The organism is Shewanella sp. AS16, from assembly GCF_021412365.1.
Taxonomy (GTDB): domain Bacteria; phylum Pseudomonadota; class Gammaproteobacteria; order Enterobacterales; family Shewanellaceae; genus Shewanella; species Shewanella salipaludis.
The window spans coordinates 57410-72980 of record NZ_JAKCLK010000010.1 but is presented as its reverse complement, the minus strand read 5'-3'; the positions used below and the strand labels follow the sequence as shown (position 1 = coordinate 72980).

Annotated in this window: 15 protein-coding genes; 11 read left to right on the top strand and 4 right to left on the bottom strand. The window is 58.4% G+C overall.

Features of this window, described 5'->3' with window-relative positions; all coding sequences use genetic code 11:
- Nucleotides 1-2805: an immune inhibitor A domain-containing protein gene (locus LZP73_RS17055; protein ID WP_234236151.1), complete on the top strand. Its 2805-nt coding sequence runs from the start codon at nt 1-3 to the stop codon at nt 2803-2805.
- 68 nt (nt 2806-2873) lie between these two features.
- On the opposite strand, the gene LZP73_RS17050 is transcribed toward LZP73_RS17055, so the two are convergent.
- Complete coding sequence (locus LZP73_RS17050) at nt 2874-3437, bottom strand: chorismate--pyruvate lyase family protein (RefSeq protein WP_234236150.1); 564 nt, start codon at nt 3435-3437, stop codon at nt 2874-2876.
- Between the two features lie 139 nt (nt 3438-3576).
- Here LZP73_RS17050 and LZP73_RS17045 point away from each other — a divergent pair, with 139 nt between their 5' ends.
- Together LZP73_RS17045 and rlmF are read left to right on the top strand one after the other, a co-directional pair.
- Nucleotides 3577-3978 carry a flagellar basal body-associated protein FliL gene (locus LZP73_RS17045; protein WP_234236179.1) on the top strand — a complete coding sequence of 134 codons (402 nt, stop codon included), beginning with the start codon at nt 3577-3579 and terminating at the stop codon, nt 3976-3978.
- A gap of 49 nt (nt 3979-4027) precedes the next feature.
- Nucleotides 4028-5128: a 23S rRNA (adenine(1618)-N(6))-methyltransferase RlmF gene (gene rlmF / locus LZP73_RS17040; protein ID WP_442800754.1), complete on the top strand. Its 1101-nt coding sequence runs from the start codon at nt 4028-4030 to the stop codon at nt 5126-5128.
- 92 nt (nt 5129-5220) lie between these two features.
- Here the strand turns inward: rlmF and LZP73_RS17035 are convergent, their stop codons facing one another.
- Entirely contained in the window at nt 5221-5427 is a 207-nt protein-coding gene (locus LZP73_RS17035; protein WP_234236149.1) for a hypothetical protein, read from the bottom strand.
- Between the two features lie 321 nt (nt 5428-5748).
- Here LZP73_RS17035 and LZP73_RS17030 point away from each other — a divergent pair, with 321 nt between their 5' ends.
- The 3 genes from LZP73_RS17030 to LZP73_RS17020 all read left to right on the top strand — a co-directional run bounded on the left by LZP73_RS17030 (nt 5749) and on the right by LZP73_RS17020 (nt 8175).
- Nucleotides 5749-6291 carry a GNAT family N-acetyltransferase gene (locus tag LZP73_RS17030; RefSeq protein WP_234236148.1) on the top strand — a complete coding sequence of 181 codons (543 nt, stop codon included), beginning with the start codon at nt 5749-5751 and terminating at the stop codon, nt 6289-6291.
- A gap of 58 nt (nt 6292-6349) precedes the next feature.
- Nucleotides 6350-7195 (top strand): PfkB family carbohydrate kinase, encoded by an 846-nt coding sequence (locus LZP73_RS17025; RefSeq protein WP_234236177.1) that lies wholly within the window; start codon nt 6350-6352, stop codon nt 7193-7195.
- A 281-nt stretch (nt 7196-7476) separates the two neighbouring features.
- Entirely contained in the window at nt 7477-8175 is a 699-nt protein-coding gene (locus LZP73_RS17020; protein WP_234236147.1) for an MOSC domain-containing protein, read from the top strand.
- Between the two features lie 33 nt (nt 8176-8208).
- Here LZP73_RS17020 and LZP73_RS17015 read toward each other — a convergent pair whose 3' ends face one another.
- Both LZP73_RS17015 and LZP73_RS17010 read right to left on the bottom strand, forming a co-directional pair.
- Entirely contained in the window at nt 8209-10125 is a 1917-nt protein-coding gene (locus LZP73_RS17015) for a methyl-accepting chemotaxis protein (RefSeq protein ID WP_234236146.1), read from the bottom strand.
- 304 nt (nt 10126-10429) lie between these two features.
- Complete coding sequence (locus tag LZP73_RS17010) at nt 10430-12079, bottom strand: electron transfer flavoprotein-ubiquinone oxidoreductase (RefSeq protein ID WP_234236145.1); 1650 nt, start codon at nt 12077-12079, stop codon at nt 10430-10432.
- A gap of 376 nt (nt 12080-12455) precedes the next feature.
- On the opposite strand from LZP73_RS17010, the gene moaA reads away from it, so the two are divergent.
- From moaA to LZP73_RS16985, 5 genes are all read left to right on the top strand, one after another.
- Complete coding sequence (moaA, locus tag LZP73_RS17005; protein ID WP_234236144.1) at nt 12456-13436, top strand: GTP 3',8-cyclase MoaA; 981 nt, start codon at nt 12456-12458, stop codon at nt 13434-13436.
- A gap of 178 nt (nt 13437-13614) precedes the next feature.
- Nucleotides 13615-14118: a cyclic pyranopterin monophosphate synthase MoaC gene (moaC, locus tag LZP73_RS17000; protein ID WP_234236143.1), complete on the top strand. Its 504-nt coding sequence runs from the start codon at nt 13615-13617 to the stop codon at nt 14116-14118.
- Nucleotides 14115-14366, top strand: coding sequence for a molybdopterin synthase sulfur carrier subunit (moaD, locus tag LZP73_RS16995; protein WP_169564923.1), 252 nt, complete (start codon nt 14115-14117; stop codon nt 14364-14366). The genes moaC and moaD overlap by 4 nt, the downstream gene beginning before the upstream one ends.
- 37 nt (nt 14367-14403) lie before the next feature.
- Entirely contained in the window at nt 14404-14889 is a 486-nt protein-coding gene (gene moaE, locus LZP73_RS16990) for a molybdopterin synthase catalytic subunit MoaE (RefSeq protein ID WP_234236176.1), read from the top strand.
- A gap of 145 nt (nt 14890-15034) precedes the next feature.
- Nucleotides 15035-15559, top strand: a complete 525-nt coding sequence (locus tag LZP73_RS16985; protein ID WP_234236142.1) for a hypothetical protein — start codon at nt 15035-15037, stop codon at nt 15557-15559.
- The last annotated feature ends 12 nt before the right edge of the window (nt 15560-15571 follow it).

Below are 15571 nucleotides of genomic sequence, written 5' to 3'. Positions count from 1 at the left end.
ATGGTGATTAAAGCTGCAACCTGCGCCGCAGGGTTGGGATTATTGTTGGCCCTGAGTGGCCCGGCCGCGCTGGCGGCACCCATTCAGGGGACACCGGCAGACGCCGGGGTGGTCGATAGAGAACAAGTGCTCTATTGGCTGCTCAAGCGCGGTGAGCTGGCCGCCGATGCCAGCGATGAGGAAAAACAGGCCGCGGTGGCCGCCTTCCTGGCGCGTTCGGCCAAGCCCCAGGCCAAGGGGAACAGGATCGAAGTCGCTTACGAGCAGCAACGCTTCAAGCAAGCCGCCAAGCCCAAGGCGGCGCGGGCACAGGCCTTGAATGCGCTGGCCGATAGCGAGATACATAAGACGGTCAGGGTGCTGGGGGTGTTGGTCGATTTTCCGGATCTGCCCCACGATGACAATCGTCTCTCGGCCGCCGACACTCGCATGTATTACCCTGACTATCCGGCGACCCATTACCAGGGGCTGTTGTTTTCCGGTACTGGCTTCAGCGGACCTTCTGGCGAGACCTTGCTTTCTGGCTATCAATATTACCAGGCCGCTTCCGGACAGACCTTTTCCTTCACGGGTGAGGTGAGAGACTGGGTGCGGGCGGATAATCCTGCCGCCTATTACGGCGGCAACGATCCTGCCAACGATGACAGCGACAAGGCGGCGCAGGAGCTGGTGCTGGAGGCGGTGACCAAGGTGGTCGCCGGCATGTCCGACAGCGAAATCGGCAGCTTCGATGTCGAAGATCCCTATGACATAGACAATGACGGCAATCTGGATGAGCCGGATGGCGTCATAGACCATGTCATGGTGTTCCACTCGAGTGTCGGTGAAGAAGCCGGCGGTGGGGTGTTGGGCAGCGATGCCATCTGGTCCCATAGATTTGTTGTCGGCAATACCCCTGTCAGCATTCCCGGCAGGAGCATCAAGCTGTTTGGTTACACCATACAGCCCATAGATGCGGCGGCCGGGGTCTGTACCCATGAGTTCGGCCACGACTTGGGCCTGCCGGACGAGTATGACACCAGCTATGGCGGCAAAGGCTCACCCGTAGGTTCCTGGTCGCTGATGTCCGGCGGCAGCTGGACCGGGGCCATTCCTGGCTCGGAGCCAAGCGGCTTCAGTCCCTTTGCCCGTTCTTACCTGCAGCAGAAATACAAGGGTAAGTGGGTGAATGAACAAGAGATCCCCTTGGCCAGCCTCAATGGGAGCAGCATGGATCTGGCGCTGAATCAGGCCGTCGACAGCGATGGCGTCAACCAGCTTTCCATCCCCATTCCGGCGGGAAATATCCTCCTGGGTGCGCCCTATGAAGGTAGTTTTCAATACTATTCGGGCCAGGGCAATCTGCTCAACAATGCCATGTCGGTCGAGTTGACCCTGCCGAGCCTGTCACCCCTGACGCTGACCATGAAGGCCCGTTGGGACATAGAGGAAGATTACGACTATATGCAGCTGCTGGTGGATGGCGTCGCCCTCCCCGGCAATCATACCAAGGCGAGCAACACACAGAATGCGGCCCGCAATATCATCACGGGCGCCTCGGCGAAGCTCGCCGAGGCCGAGGCACCCGGCGCCTGGGTCGAGCTGGAATATGATCTCAGTGCCTACGCCGGGCGCACCGTGACACTGGGCATCAAATACCAGACGGATGAAGCCAGCGGCGGCTATGGCATGGCCATAGACAAGCTGCTGATCAGCAACGGCACCGAGCCTGTCTATGGGGACGATGCCGAAACCGGGGATAAGATGACTCTGGTGGGATTCAGCCGTATCGGTGACAGCTTCCCCGGCAAGGCCCGCCGCTACCTGGTGCAGCTGCGCAGCTATCAGGGGATAGACAGTGGCCTGGAAGGCGAGGGGTACGAGCCTGGGGTGTTGATCTGGCTGGAAGACTTGAGCTATTCGGATAACACAGTATCTGAACATCCAGGCCATGGCTTGATCGGCGTAGTGGATGCGGATCAGCATCTGATAGGCACAGCGAGTACCGATGTGCAGGTGCGGGATGCGGCATTGAGCATGAATGATCAAAGTCCCTACAGCGGTGACACAAATCTCAGTGCCGTCAGCCTGTTCGATGACAGCCTGGATTACAGCGCGCCGGCACAAGCCGAATCCGGAATGCAGTTGACCGAGTTGGGACTGACGATGCAAGTCATTGCCCAGGAAGTGGATAACAGCAGCGCCACCCTGAGGGTCGCCAGGCTCACCCCTGTGGGGGAGATAGAGCCTCTGGTGGCCAACATAGTGGTGCAGCAGCTGGCGGGCAAGGTGGACTTCAGCGTTCAGAGCAGCGGCGGCAATGGCGGCAACAGCTATCTGTGGGACTTTGGCGTGCCGGGTGCCGACAGCACACTGGCGAGCCCGAGTTATACCTATAGCGACTCAGGCAGCTATCAGGTGACGTTGGTGGTGACGGATGCCAAGGGCCTGAAAGCCACCGCAGCTGTGACCCTGAATATCGCCATTCCGCCGAGCGCCGCCTTTACCCAGCAAGTCAGCGGTTTGAGTGTCAACTTCAGCAATGCCTCCACCGCCGGGGTCGGGTCTTTGGTTTACCACTGGAATTTCGGTGACGGCCAGAGCAGTGAGCTGGCATCGCCCAGCCACAGCTATAGCGCCGGCGGCACTTATACCGTGACTCTGACTGTGAGCGACAGCCAGAACAATGTGAGCAGCGCCAGCACCCAGCTGAGCCTGGTGGCGCCGGCCGCGCCTGCGGGGTCGGGCGGTGGCGGCAGCCTGGGGGCCTTGAGTCTGAGCCTGTTGGCCCTGCTGGGCTGGCAGCGCCGCCGGAGTCTCGGCTGAGCCTGACTTGGGTCTGGAACACAAAAAAAACGCCCATCAGGGCGTTTTTTTATGGCCTGCACCGCCGGTCATAGCTTGGCGATGGCGGCTTCGGCGGCGGGCAGAAATATCTCACCTACTATGAGCTCATGCCCGCCGTAGGCGAAGTAGCGTCGCCGCCCCCAGAGTGGCTGTGGCTCGCCCTGGGTCATGGATTGGGCCAATAGCGCCAATTTGCTGCAGATGTCGACCCGGGCGAGTTGAATGCGCCCCGGGATGAAGGCATCGCTGCTGTAGAGGAGCTCGCCTAGGGGGCGATTCCCCAGGCCCATGAAGTCATCTCTCTTCAGGGACATCAGCTCGGCCGGGATCAGGGTGCGGGCGAAGACCCAGGGCACATGGTCCAGGCTGAGGAGCACTTCGCGCACCCAAACCTGGGGATGTTGCGGAAATTCTTCGTCTACGGCGCTCAGCAGCCCTTCACCCAACACCCTGACATCGAAGCGGCCGCCACAGGCTTTGAGTTTCTTAGTCAGGCTGCCGGTATCCAGCAGCCAATCCCTGAGGGGCGGCGGGGGGAGTTGACTCCGGCCATCCGGCGAGAACCAGCGGATAGATCCGCCGTAAGGAAAGCTTAAGCTGGTCACATTCATCAAATACTCGTTACAATACACTTAAACCCGGGCAGTCTAACATGCCAGTATCAGGGCAGGTAGATGAGTGGGGCCGGCAGCCTCGGCTGTAGACCAAGTTTCAGAACCATACCCAGAATAAAGGAGTCACACCGTGGCTATGATAAAATGGCTCACTGCGGGCCTGCTCTTACTCTCGAGTGGACTATGCTCAGCCGCCGAAGAGGAAGCGGCATTGGCCGATTATGCCTATTACGGTTTCGAACCCGAGATAGTGACTAACTACATCTCCAACCGCAAGAAGCTGGGGTTTGTTAAGCTCAGTGTCGAGCTGATGGTCAAAGATCCCGAAGACCTGATCGCCATAGAACACCATGATCCCCTGCTGCGGGCGGCGATTGTCGAGATCTTGGGTAATCAACCTGAGGCCAAGATCAAGTCGCTCACTGGACGGGAAGAGATCCGCCGAGAATGCTATGACATGGTCAATCGCCTGATGGAGCAGGAAACCGGCCGCCCCATGATAGTCAACCTCTTGTTTACTACCTATCTCTACGACTAATTTCAGCGGCGGTCGGCAGGGTATTGTCGACGACCGCAAAGCAGAGCCGATGCATACTAAAGCCGCCAATTCCAAATCGAGAACCAACAAGCCAGACAGCGACAAGCGCAAGCGCACCGAGGCCAACAGGTCAGCTGAACCCAAGTCTGGGGCCAAGACACGCCCCAAGATGGCGTCACGGCCCAAGGCCAATCCTAAAACCAAGACCAACAAGGGGCTGCATCCGCGCAATCAGCATAACCAGGGCTATGACTTTCCCGCCTTGATCCAGGCGTCGGGGCCGTTGGCAGCCCATGTCAGGCCCACTTCCTATGGTGAGGCGTCGATAGACTTCGGCGATCCCGCGGCGGTGAAAGCCCTCAATGCCGCGCTGCTCAAGCATAGCTATGGGATACTCGAGTGGGATATTCCCGCGGGTTTCCTCTGTCCGCCTATCCCCGGCCGGGTCGATTACCTGCACTATGCCGCCGACTTGTTGGCCCAGGGGGGCAAACCGCCCAAGGGACAAAAGATCCGCGTGCTGGACATAGGCACGGGAGCCAATGGCGTCTACCCCCTGCTGGGGATCGCCAGTTACGGCTGGCAGTTTGTCGCTTCCGACATAGACGAGATCGCCCTGGCCAATGTCGCGCGCATAGCGACGGCCAACCCCAAGATACAGCCGCGGCTGGAGTTGCGTCTGCAGCGGGAGAAACAGGCCATCTTCGAGGGGATCATAGGCATGGATGAGCGTTTCGATCTCACCATCTGCAATCCGCCTTTCCATGCCTCACAGGCCGAGGCCAGTGCCGGCACCCAACGCAAGCTGGCGAATCTGCGCCATAATCGCGGTGAATCCCGGCCACAGGAGTCCAAGGCAGTGCTGAACTTCGGCGGCCGGCAGGCCGAGCTCTGGTGCGAGGGGGGAGAGCGGCGTTTCCTGCAGCAGATGCTGCAGGAGAGTGCCGGCTTTGGCAGCCAATGCCTCTGGTTCAGCTCCCTGGTGTCCAAGGCTGATAATCTCAAGCCCTGTTACCGACTCTTGGCCAAGCTGGGGGCCAAGGAGGTTCAGACCATGGAGATGCACCAGGGCAATAAGATCACCCGGGTGCTGGCCTGGAGCTTCTTGAGCGAGCCGCAGCGGCAACTCTGGGGCAAGTTGCGCCGATAGCGCCGGGCGTGACTCGCTTCTGAGTGATGGGATGGGCTAACAGCATCTGGCTTGAAAGATGAGGCTTAGAGCTGAGGGATGTATGGCTGGGATCAGCTGTTTTCCAGGGGATTTTCGTCCGAGAGTTTATTCTGCAACAAGGCTTCCAGCAGCTGCATTTCCTGTCTTATCAGGGTGACATAGGCGTCACTGTAATCCAGGCTGTCAAATTCCTTCAGACAGGACTGATATTGTTCGAGCTTCAGCCGCAGGCTGGCCGAACTCTGGGTGAGCAGGTCGATACTGGTTACTGAATCCATTCAAGCATCCTATGGGGAATGTGAGGCAGTCAGTTCCACTGGACCGCCGATAAAACGGGGTAAGTTTATCCTGAGTGCCAGCGTTAGCGCATGGATAAATATAGTACAGCCGTCGAAAAAACCACCACGCCGATATTTTTCACAATGAAAAACAATGTATTGGCAATGTCTGGATTGAACTTTGGTCCGCGAATGGCATCAGATAAGGCACAAGGCCCACACCGGCTTGAGATATGGCTTACAGCCTGGAAAGCCAAAGGCTGACGCTGGCGGATATCCTTGGGTGCGGGTATAGAACAGACAACAGAGGAGACGGATGCCATGCATTACCCGACAATGTCGACCCCGAGGTTAAAGATCCGGGCCTTTACCCAAGCAGATCTGCCGGCCTTTGCCTGCTACCGCGCCCTGCCGGAGGTGGCTAGATTCCAGAGTTGGAGCCAATACAGCCTGGCCGATGCCCAGGCGCTGTTTGTTGCCATGAATAGCGTGCCTTTCGGTACTCTGGGTGCTTGGTTTCAACTGGCACTGGCCGATACGGCGGACCAACTGATTGGCGATCTGGCGCTGCATTTTATCGACGAACAGCAGCTGGAGATTGGTTTCACCTTGGCCCCTGAGTTTCAGGGCCAAGGGCTGGCGACCGAGGCGCTCAACGCCCTGTTGGCATATCTGTTTGAAGAGTGCGGCAAACATAGGCTAGTCGCCATCACGGATGCCGAGAATACCCCCGCCTGGCAGTTGCTGGAGCGGCTGCATTTTCGCCGCGAAGGTCATTTTGTCGAGAATGTTTTCTTCAAGGGCCATTGGGGCAGCGAGTTTCAATATGCCTTGCTGGCGTCCGAGTGGCGAACTTTGACCTAGCCCTGATGGCCTGCTTTCCCTTACCATGAGTCATTCTCAGTCCCTGGAGCGCCGTGACATGGCCAACATCATTCTGCTCGCCAATCTCAACTGTGATCGCATTCTGCTGCTGGATAAACCCCTGGAAAGCGGCGGCAGGTTTCACTATCAGGATGGCGGTCAGCGCCTGGGTGGTGGCGGTGCCAACAGTGGTATCGGCCTGGTTTGGGCCGGTCATAGGGTGGCGCTGGTGAGTCAGGTCGGGCGGGATGCGCTGGGTGACTGGCTGCTGGCCGAGGCCGGCAACCAGGGGCTGGATTGCCGCCTGGTGCCGCGGCATGGGGGCAACAGCAGTGAAATGCTCCTCCTGATGACGCCCGACGGTGAGCGCACCATAGTCAGGCCCCAGCGTCCCAGGTTTGTCTTGCCTGCCGCACCCGAGTGGAGCCTCTGGGATGCCCTCTATATCAATTCTTCGGCCGAGGGCGCGGCGGACTGGGCACGCGATGCCCTGGAACACTGCTTGGTGCTGGCCCAATTGGCCAAGGATGACAGGCCCAGACCCTGCCATATCCTCCTGGCCTCCGGCAGCGATATCCAGGGGCGCTGCGGCGCTTCCTTGTGGGACTATGGCGTGAGCATAGCCGGGGACGGGCTGAGATATTTCATCGTCACTGATGGGGTTAACGGCGCCAGCCTATACCGGGCGACGGGTGTCGAACGTCTGCCTGCTGTGTCCACCCTGGTGCTGGATACCACGGGTGCCGGAGACGCCTATGCCTCGGGCTTGCTCCATGGCCTATGCCATGGCATGGCCATACTCGAGGCCATGGCCGAGGCCGCGCACTGGGCCGCCTGCGCCGTCGCCAGCGTCAGTTCCGTGCCTGGTCCCGAGCTGCAGCTATATCTGCGCAAGCAGGGCTAAGCCTATCTCTAAGCGGCCCCTTTAAATGTTCTCTAAATAGCCACGGGGTCATACAAGTGTCATATCTCAGGCGTAGACTGGCCCCAATAGCTGAGGTGCGCCTCTTAATTGTTATTATCCCTTTATTGCCTTGTTTAGTTTGCCCCGTTACCCCAACGGGGCATTTTTTTGCGTTTTTGTCGGCTCCGGGCGCCAGCTCTGACCTAGCAAAATGCCATAGGCGCAGGGGCAGATTTTGGCTATGATGGCGCCTGTCTCTTCTTTGTTTCGGGAACAGCTATATGGAAAATACCTTGTTAGTGAATCGCTTATCCGGCCTCTATCTGGGAGATAGCCTGGCGTTTCGATCCGAATTGGCCAGTGGCATAGACAACAAGTGGGCGGTGAGCCGGCTGCAGGTGCTGACAGATACTGTCGTTGGCGATGCCCAGGCGGACGCGAGGCATCATGGCGGCCCCGACAGGGTGTTGCATCATTTCCCCAGGGAACATTATGGCCAGTACCGGCGTTGGGATCTGATCACAGATCTGCGGGATGCGCCTTCCATGGGAGAGAACATCAGCACAGTTGGGTTGAACGAGAGTCAGATCCACATAGGGGACATAGTGTCCATAGGTGAGGTCAGGCTGCAGGTGACTCAGCCCAGATCCCCCTGTTACAAATTGAATCTGCAGTTCGGCCACAGGGAATTTGCCCTGGCCATGCAACAGACCGCCATGTGCGGCTGGTTTTACCGGGTGCTGGAACCCGGCACCATAGGGAAGGGAGATGAGATACGCCTGCTCGAGCGCCTGAGTGGGATAAGTGTCGCCGAGGCGATGCGGCTCTACTTCCTGCCTGAGTTCGACGCCAAGGCCTACGAAAAGCTGGCGGCTTGCCCCGGCCTGGCACCCCATTGGGTCAATAGCCTGCAGAAACGTTTGGCAAATCAGGGAATAGAAAACTGGCAGATGCGCCTCTATGGCCCGACGCCCGCTTAGCCGGCATGGGGCGCACCTGCTTGTCCGTGGCTATTACACCTTGAAACGGGCCACCAGCACGTCCAGCCTGTGTGCCAGCTGATTCAGGGATTGACTGGCCTGGGCCGCCGCCTGGGCCGTGTCTGCCGTGCGCTGGGTGATGTCGTTGATCTCTGTGACATTGCGGTTGATGTCTTCCACCACTGTCGATTGCTCTTCGGTCGCCGCCGCCACCTGAATGTTCATGTCACTGATGAGGCCGATACGCTCGCTTATTCCCGACAGCGACTGGCTGGCCTCGTCGACGGCGCTGACCCCTTCATGGGAGCGGCTGCGGCTCTGGGCCATGGCGCTGACGGCGCGTCCCGCTTCCGATTGCAGCTTGTCTATCATGCCCTGGACTTCGTTGGTCGATGCCGCGGTGCGCGAGGCCAGGCTGCGCACCTCATCCGCGACCACGGCGAAGCCACGACCCGCTTCACCGGCACGGGCGGCCTCGATGGCGGCATTGAGCGCCAACAGGTTGGTCTGTTCCGAGATGGCACGGATCACATCCAGAATGCCGCCTATGGACTTGGTATGAGTCGCCAGGGACTCTATCACCTCGCCGACCTGTTCCACGTCCTGGGATAGCCTGTTGATGGTGTCCCGGGCGCGGGTCACCACCAGCTGGCCGCCGTCGGATTCGGTATCTGCATCCTTGGCGGCCACTGCGGCCTGGGCGGCATTGCTGGCGATTTCGTTGACCGTGGCCCCCATTTCGTTGATGGCCGTGACCACCATGACGGTGCGGTCTTTCTGATCGTGGCTGTCTTCCAGCGTCTGTTGCGCCTGGTTGGACACGTCCTTGGCCGAGTTCCCCAGTTGTTCGCTGGTCTGGGCCACTTCTATGACAGTCTCCTGGATCTTGCTGATGAAGCTGTTAAAGCCCTGGGCCAGCTGAGCTATTTCATCTTCGCCATTGACCGGCAGCCGTTGGCGCAAGTCGCCTTCTCCTTCACCTATGTTGCGGAACATCTCGGCAACCCTGGCGATAGGACGGCTGACCGAGCCGGCAACCAGGGTGGCCAAGGCGATGAAGCCGATGGCGATGACCAGGGTCCAGATCAGTATCTGATAGGCGGACTCATTGAGCAGGGCGAAGACTTCGGCGGCCGGCACCTGCGCAACCAGATACCAGTCCATGGAAGGGATATAACTGCTGGCGACCAGCATGTCTTCGCCATCGAGCTGGATCTTGACCAGGTTGAAGTCGCTCTTTTGCAGCAGTTGGGTCGCGTTGCTGCTCTTGTAGAGGCTGTTGAGGCTGGCCTTGCCAACCTGGCGCTTGTCCTGGTGCAGCTTGACCTGCCCCTGGGCATCGACCAGGTAGACGAAACCGCTTTTCTCTATCTTGAAGGAACCCAGCAGGCTGACCATATCGGCCATGGACTTGGCCAGGCCGACCAGGCCACGGCCATTGGGCTGCTGGTAGTTGATGAAGAGCTTGACCTCGCCGTTGGCTTCGGTGAATACGTTGAGCATCCGCTCCTGGCCACTGTTGCGATAATCGAAAAACCAGCCGTCCTGTGCCTGGGTCAAGAGCCGCAGGAAGCCGTCCTGGGTGTAGTAGGCCGCCGTCTGCTTATCTGCATAGGACGCCTGGGCCAACTTGTATTGGCTAACCAGATCACCCAGCTGGCCCGTGACCAGCGCCTCCTGTGCCTGCGGCCTGTTGTTTTCCAGCCAGGCGAGCAGCATGCGGTTGTTGGCCAGTTGCTCGGCGGCATTCATCAGCGGCGCGATTTCCAGCTCTATCTTGTGGCGGATCTGCATCAGCAGGCTGGGCATTTCCGAGTCCAACATGCGTTGTTCGACCACAGATTTTGCGCTGCGCTGGCTGAGAACACCAACCAAGGCGGTCGACAGGAGGACCGCCAGGGTCACTGTCAGCAGAATTTTTTGTTTAATGGTGAGGGTGTTCAAGTTCATAAATGTCAGCCAGTCCGGGTGAATACTCGGTTGAAAAAGTTAACCGCAGATCACTATATCGACAGTTTGCCGCTGAAACTTTAGGGCAAACTGCAGCTATGCAGTCGAGTCGATGAATTAACGCTGTAGAGTATAGGCAGGTATATGAATTTCAGGTTGAAATTTATACTTCTCATTTTGAGGCGGCGATTATGGCGATTTTTTATGCCCAATGCAAGGGGCCACGGGGCGCCATGGGGACAGAAAAAGCCCTGGCATACAAGGACAAGACGCGCCCCGAGGGCGCGTCTTGGCATGCTGCCTACTACATGTTGGGATAGTTGGGGCCGCCGCCACCCTCGGGTGTCACCCAGGTGATGTTCTGGCTGGGATCTTTGATGTCGCAGGTCTTGCAGTGAATGCAGTTCTGGGCATTGATCACGAACTTGGGCTGGTTGGCCTCTTCCACCACTTCATACACACCCGCGGGGCAATAGCGCTGGGCCGGCTCGTCATATTTGACCAGGTTGACCGCTATGGGAATGCCGGCATCCTTGAGGCGCAGATGACATGGCTGATCTTCTTCGTGGAAGGTGTTGGAGAGATACACGGAAGACAGCTTGTCGAAGGTCAGTACCCCATCGGGTTTGGGGTAATCTATCTTGGCGTAGGCATCGACGGTCGCCATCTGGGCATAATCCGGGGTGTTATCCCTGAGGGTGATGGGGAACTTGCCGCCAAACCAATTCTGATCCACATAGTTGAAGGCGCCGCCCCAGAAGGTGCCGAACTTATGCATGGCAGGGCCGAAGTTGCGGGAACGATAGAGTTCCTGCTGCAGCCAGCTCTGTTCGAACCTCTGTTGAAAGCAATTGAGATCTTTGCCGGCTTCCACCCCGACCATCAAGGCCTCGCCCAGGGTTTCGGCGGCGACAATGCCACTCTTCATGGCTGTGTGTGTGCCCTTGATCTTGGCGAAGTTCAGGGTGCCGGCATCGCAGCCTATGATGAGCCCCCCGGGGAAGCTCATCTTGGGCAACGAATTCAGGCCTCCCTTGGTGATGGCGCGGGCACCATAGCTCAGGCGTTCGCCGCCCTTGAGGTACTGGGCGATCACAGGGTGAGTCTTGTAACGCTGGAACTCATCGAAGGGGCTCAGGTGTGGGTTCTGATAGTTGAGATCTACTATCAGGCCGACCGCTATCTGGTTGTCTTCCATGTGATAGAGGAAGCCGCCACCCGAGGCTCCTTGGGTCAGTGGCCAGCCACCCGTATGCACCACCTTGCCCTGTTGGTGCTGTTCCGCCGGTACCTTCCAGATTTCCTTGAAGCCCAGGCCATAATGTTGGGGCGTCTTGCCGTTATCCAGCTGGTATTTTTCGATCAGTTGCTTGCCCAGGTGGCCGCGGCAGCCTTCGGAAAATACCGTGTACTTGGCATGCAGCTCCATCCCTGGCATGTAGCTGTCTTTCGGCTGGCCGTCGGCCCCGACGCCCATGTCGCCTATCAGTATGCCCTTGACGCTATTGTCTTCGTTGACTAAGAGTTCGCTGGCGGCGAAGCCGGGGAAGATCTCCACTCCGAGCGCCTCGGCGCGTTCGGCCAGCCAGCGACAGAGGTTACCTACGCTGATGATATAGTTATGCTCGTTATGCATGGTCTTGGGCACTAAGGCCTGCGGCATCAGCTTGGATTGAGTGGCCGAATTGAGCAGATAGATATCATCCTGGGTCACTTCCGTGAGCAGGGGGGCACCTGTCTCGCGCCAGTCGCTGAACAATTCCCCCAGGACCTTGGGCTCAAACACGGCACCGGAAAGAATATGGGCACCGACTTCCGAGCCTTTTTCAACGACACAGACGCTGATTTCTTTACCTGCATTCTGGGAAATTTGCATTAAACGACAGGCAGTGGCCAGTCCGGCCGGCCCCGCCCCGACGATAACAACATCAAATTCCATTGACTCGCGTTCCATCTGCTCACCTCTTCTTCAACTACCCCCGATTCTAACCGGGTGTTCTAGTATGTTAAAATTTAGTACCAAACGAGTGTTTCTACTTTTGGTTCACCTTACCTCAAAATTAGCTTGTGGCACAGTGGATTCATGCATGGGGCGTTGCAATTCAAATCTGCTTTCGCCGGTCTATTGTCACAGATCCTTAACGCAGGCCGGGCCACTATGTCATTTAGCATGGGCCGACTGTCGTCTGCAGCGGCTTTATGCCTATAATGGCCCCATGGCGTTGCTTCTATATTGTCCTGCATCAAACAGATAGGGATCTCAGGGCGTGGCAATAGTGCTACAGGGTGAGTAGAGCAAGCACTCTCCTCAGGTAATTGGAAAGGTGTTCATGTCGCAACTTCAGGACGGCCTAGGTCGCAAGTTCCATTATTTACGCATGTCGGTCACGGATGTCTGTAACTTCAAATGCAGCTACTGCCTGCCCGACGGTTACCATCCCCAGGGTAAACCCAAGTTCCTGTCTCTGGATGAGATAGAGCATCTGGTGGCGGCCTTCGCGGCCGTCGGCACCCGGAAGATCCGTATCACGGGGGGCGAGCCCACCCTGAGGCGGGACTTCACCGACATAGTGAGGCTGGTTGCCGCTAACGACAAGATCAGCACCCTGGCGACCACCACCAACGGCTATCGGCTGGAGCAAAATGCCAGGGAATGGTATGACGCGGGTCTGAGACGCATCAACGTCTCGGTCGACAGCCTGGACCCCAGGATGTTTTACCGGATCACAGGCGAGAATAAATTCGATACTGTGATGCGCGGGGTAGACGCCGCCCTGGAAGCCGGTTTCGAACGGGTTAAGATCAACAGCGTCCTGCTCAAGGGGCTGAACGACAAGGACCTGCCGCGCTTCCTGCACTGGATTAAACACACCCCCATAGACTTGCGCTTCATAGAGCTGATGGAAACCGGCTTGGGGCGGGACTATTTTAACGCCCATCATCTGGCGGGTGGGGCCATCAAGGCGCGGCTCCTGGCCGAAGGCTGGCAATACCAGACCCCGGCGCCCGACGATGGTCCGGCGCAGAACTTCAGTCACCCGGATTACCTGGGGCGCATCGGCCTCATCATGCCCTACGCGAAAAACTTCTGTGCCAGCTGCAACAGGCTGAGGGTATCGGCCAAGGGCAAGCTGCACTTATGCCTGTTTACCGAAGCCGGGATAGACTTGCGTGACTTGTTGCAGACCAGGGAGCAGCAGGGGGAGCTGATCGAGCGCCTGCATGCCCAGTTGCAGCATAAACAGGCGACCCATATGTTGCACCAGGGGCTCACGGGTGTGACTCAGCATCTCGCCTCGATCGGAGGTTAGGGCAGGAATTGAAACTGAAATTGAATGGCAAGGGGTGTGTCAGACACCCTAGTCCCGACAGGAGGTTAGGGCAGGAATTGAAATCGAAATTAAATGGCAACGAGTGTCTCAATCAACATGAGATTTTAGTCTCGATAGCGCGACATGCCTTGGAATACGAGTGTTAAAGGAAAGCGAAATGACCCAGGAATTTACCCATCTGGATGCCGCCGGCCATGCCCACATGGTCGATGTCACAGCCAAGGGGGTGACGGAGCGTGAGGCGCGCGCCGAAGCCTATATCGACATGGATGCCAGTACGCTGGCGCAGATCCTCGGCGGCAGCCATCACAAGGGCGACGTGTTCGCCACCGCCCGCATCGCAGGTATTCAGGCGGCGAAGAAGACGGCGGATCTCATTCCCCTATGCCATCCGCTGATGCTGACCAAGGTAGAAGTGACACTGGAACCTCAGCCGGCACATAACAGGGTGCGGGTGGCCAGCCTGTGCAAGCTGGCGGGCAAGACAGGGGTCGAGATGGAGGCCCTGACAGCTGTCTCGGTCGCGGCGCTGACCATCTATGACATGTGCAAGGCGTTGCAGAAGGACATGGTGATTTCCCGCATAAGGCTGCTGGAGAAACGGGGCGGCAAGTCGGGGAATTTTCATGCCGACACGGCGGAGGAGAGCAGCAGATCATGATTAAGGTGTTGTTTTTTGCGCAGGTGCGGGAATTGCTCGACACCCCAAGCCTGACCTTGGCCGCGGGTCAAGACACCCGCAATGCCGGGGCGCTGCGGGCGACGCTGGCGGCCAGAGACGAACTCTGGGCCAGGGTGATGGCATCGGAGCGCCTGCTGGTGGCCGTCAACCAGACTCTGAGCGACTGGGATGCCGAGATCCGGGACGGGGATGAGGTCGCCTTCTTTCCGCCCATGACAGGGGGTTAACATGAGCCGGGAGGTTAACATGAGCCGGGAGCTTAGCATGGGAGCCGGGGGTGACAGGTGCCAACAGGGGCAGGATCTCATTCGGGTGCAGCAGCAGGATTTCAGTGTGGCCGACGAATATGCCCGCCTCGCGGAGGATGCGGCCGACGGCGCCCTGGTCACCTTCGTCGGTAAGGTGCGTGATTTCAATGACGGCAGGGCGGTGACCTCCCTGAGCCTGGAACACTACCCAGGCATGACGGAAGGCGTGCTCGAGCGTTTGCTGGCCCAGGCGCGGGCACGCTGGCCGCTGGGGCGGGTGACTGTCATCCACAGGGTCGGCACGCTGGCGCTGGGCGAGCAAATAGTGTTCATCGGTGTCAGCAGCGCCCACCGCCAGGCGGCATTTTCCGCCTGCGAGTTTCTTATCGACTTTCTCAAGACCCGGGCCCCCTTCTGGAAACTGGAGGCGGGTGCGGCGGGGCGGCATTGGTTGGAAGCCAGAGCCACGGATGAGGCGGCGGCGCAGCAGTGGCAGGAATGAGCCATGTGCCCGGCCTTAGGATGATCAAAAATTAATCCTGCCGCCATCCAGGTTTGAGGTTGTTTTTGTTAGACTTGTCAGCGACTGTCAACCCGTCCCGGTATTGATATAAGATACGAGCTTCGAATATTTTCATGGAGGTGTCATGGTGCGTTGGCTGTTAGTGTTACTCATGTTCACCGGCATGGCAGATGCCGCCCCCCCCAGCCTGTACAGCCTCCTGTCCCAGGGACAATATCAGCCGCCCATGCAGGTGATGCTGCAACTGGAGCAGAATTACCCAGGGGTGATCACCCAATTCGACATAGATGTGCAGAATGGCGAGCTCATCTATGAGTTCAACATGCTGGACCCCGATGCCAAGACCACTGTCGGCTTCGCCTTCAAGGCGAGCAACGGCAGCCTGTTGGAGCAAAAAGTCGCTAAGCTCGAGTCCGACGATTTGGAAGAGTTGGCCGCCGTGACCTTGATGCGGCAGAAGCAGCTGAAATTTTCCCAACTCATCACCCTGGCGACCGGGGAGCTGGATGCCTATCTGACCGAGGCACAGTTGGATCATGATCTTGGGATCAGCTATCTCGAACTCAAACTGCTCAGCGCCGCCGGCAGGCATAAGTTGGCGTTCGACATCGCCAATCTGCGGCCCTTGCCGTTACTCAAATGGGACTAGTGCGCCGCTGCG

Excerpts from the sequence above, each read along its gene's own strand:
- LZP73_RS17055 (WP_234236151.1), top strand. The coding sequence starts at position 1 with ATGGTGATTAAAGCTGCAACCTGCGCCGCAGGGTTGGGATTATTGTTG.
- LZP73_RS17050 (WP_234236150.1), bottom strand. The coding sequence starts at position 3,437 with ATGAATGTGACCAGCTTAAGCTTTCCTTACGGCGGATCTATCCGCTGG.
- LZP73_RS17045 (WP_234236179.1), top strand. The coding sequence starts at position 3,577 with ATGATAAAATGGCTCACTGCGGGCCTGCTCTTACTCTCGAGTGGACTA.
- rlmF (WP_442800754.1), top strand. The coding sequence starts at position 4,028 with ATGCATACTAAAGCCGCCAATTCCAAATCGAGAACCAACAAGCCAGAC.
- LZP73_RS17035 (WP_234236149.1), bottom strand. The coding sequence starts at position 5,427 with ATGGATTCAGTAACCAGTATCGACCTGCTCACCCAGAGTTCGGCCAGC.
- LZP73_RS17030 (WP_234236148.1), top strand. The coding sequence starts at position 5,749 with ATGCATTACCCGACAATGTCGACCCCGAGGTTAAAGATCCGGGCCTTT.
- LZP73_RS17025 (WP_234236177.1), top strand. The coding sequence starts at position 6,350 with ATGGCCAACATCATTCTGCTCGCCAATCTCAACTGTGATCGCATTCTG.
- LZP73_RS17020 (WP_234236147.1), top strand. The coding sequence starts at position 7,477 with ATGGAAAATACCTTGTTAGTGAATCGCTTATCCGGCCTCTATCTGGGA.
- LZP73_RS17015 (WP_234236146.1), bottom strand. The coding sequence starts at position 10,125 with ATGAACTTGAACACCCTCACCATTAAACAAAAAATTCTGCTGACAGTG.
- LZP73_RS17010 (WP_234236145.1), bottom strand. The coding sequence starts at position 12,079 with ATGGAACGCGAGTCAATGGAATTTGATGTTGTTATCGTCGGGGCGGGG.
- moaA (WP_234236144.1), top strand. The coding sequence starts at position 12,456 with ATGTCGCAACTTCAGGACGGCCTAGGTCGCAAGTTCCATTATTTACGC.
- moaC (WP_234236143.1), top strand. The coding sequence starts at position 13,615 with ATGACCCAGGAATTTACCCATCTGGATGCCGCCGGCCATGCCCACATG.
- moaD (WP_169564923.1), top strand. The coding sequence starts at position 14,115 with ATGATTAAGGTGTTGTTTTTTGCGCAGGTGCGGGAATTGCTCGACACC.
- moaE (WP_234236176.1), top strand. The coding sequence starts at position 14,404 with ATGGGAGCCGGGGGTGACAGGTGCCAACAGGGGCAGGATCTCATTCGG.
- LZP73_RS16985 (WP_234236142.1), top strand. The coding sequence starts at position 15,035 with ATGGTGCGTTGGCTGTTAGTGTTACTCATGTTCACCGGCATGGCAGAT.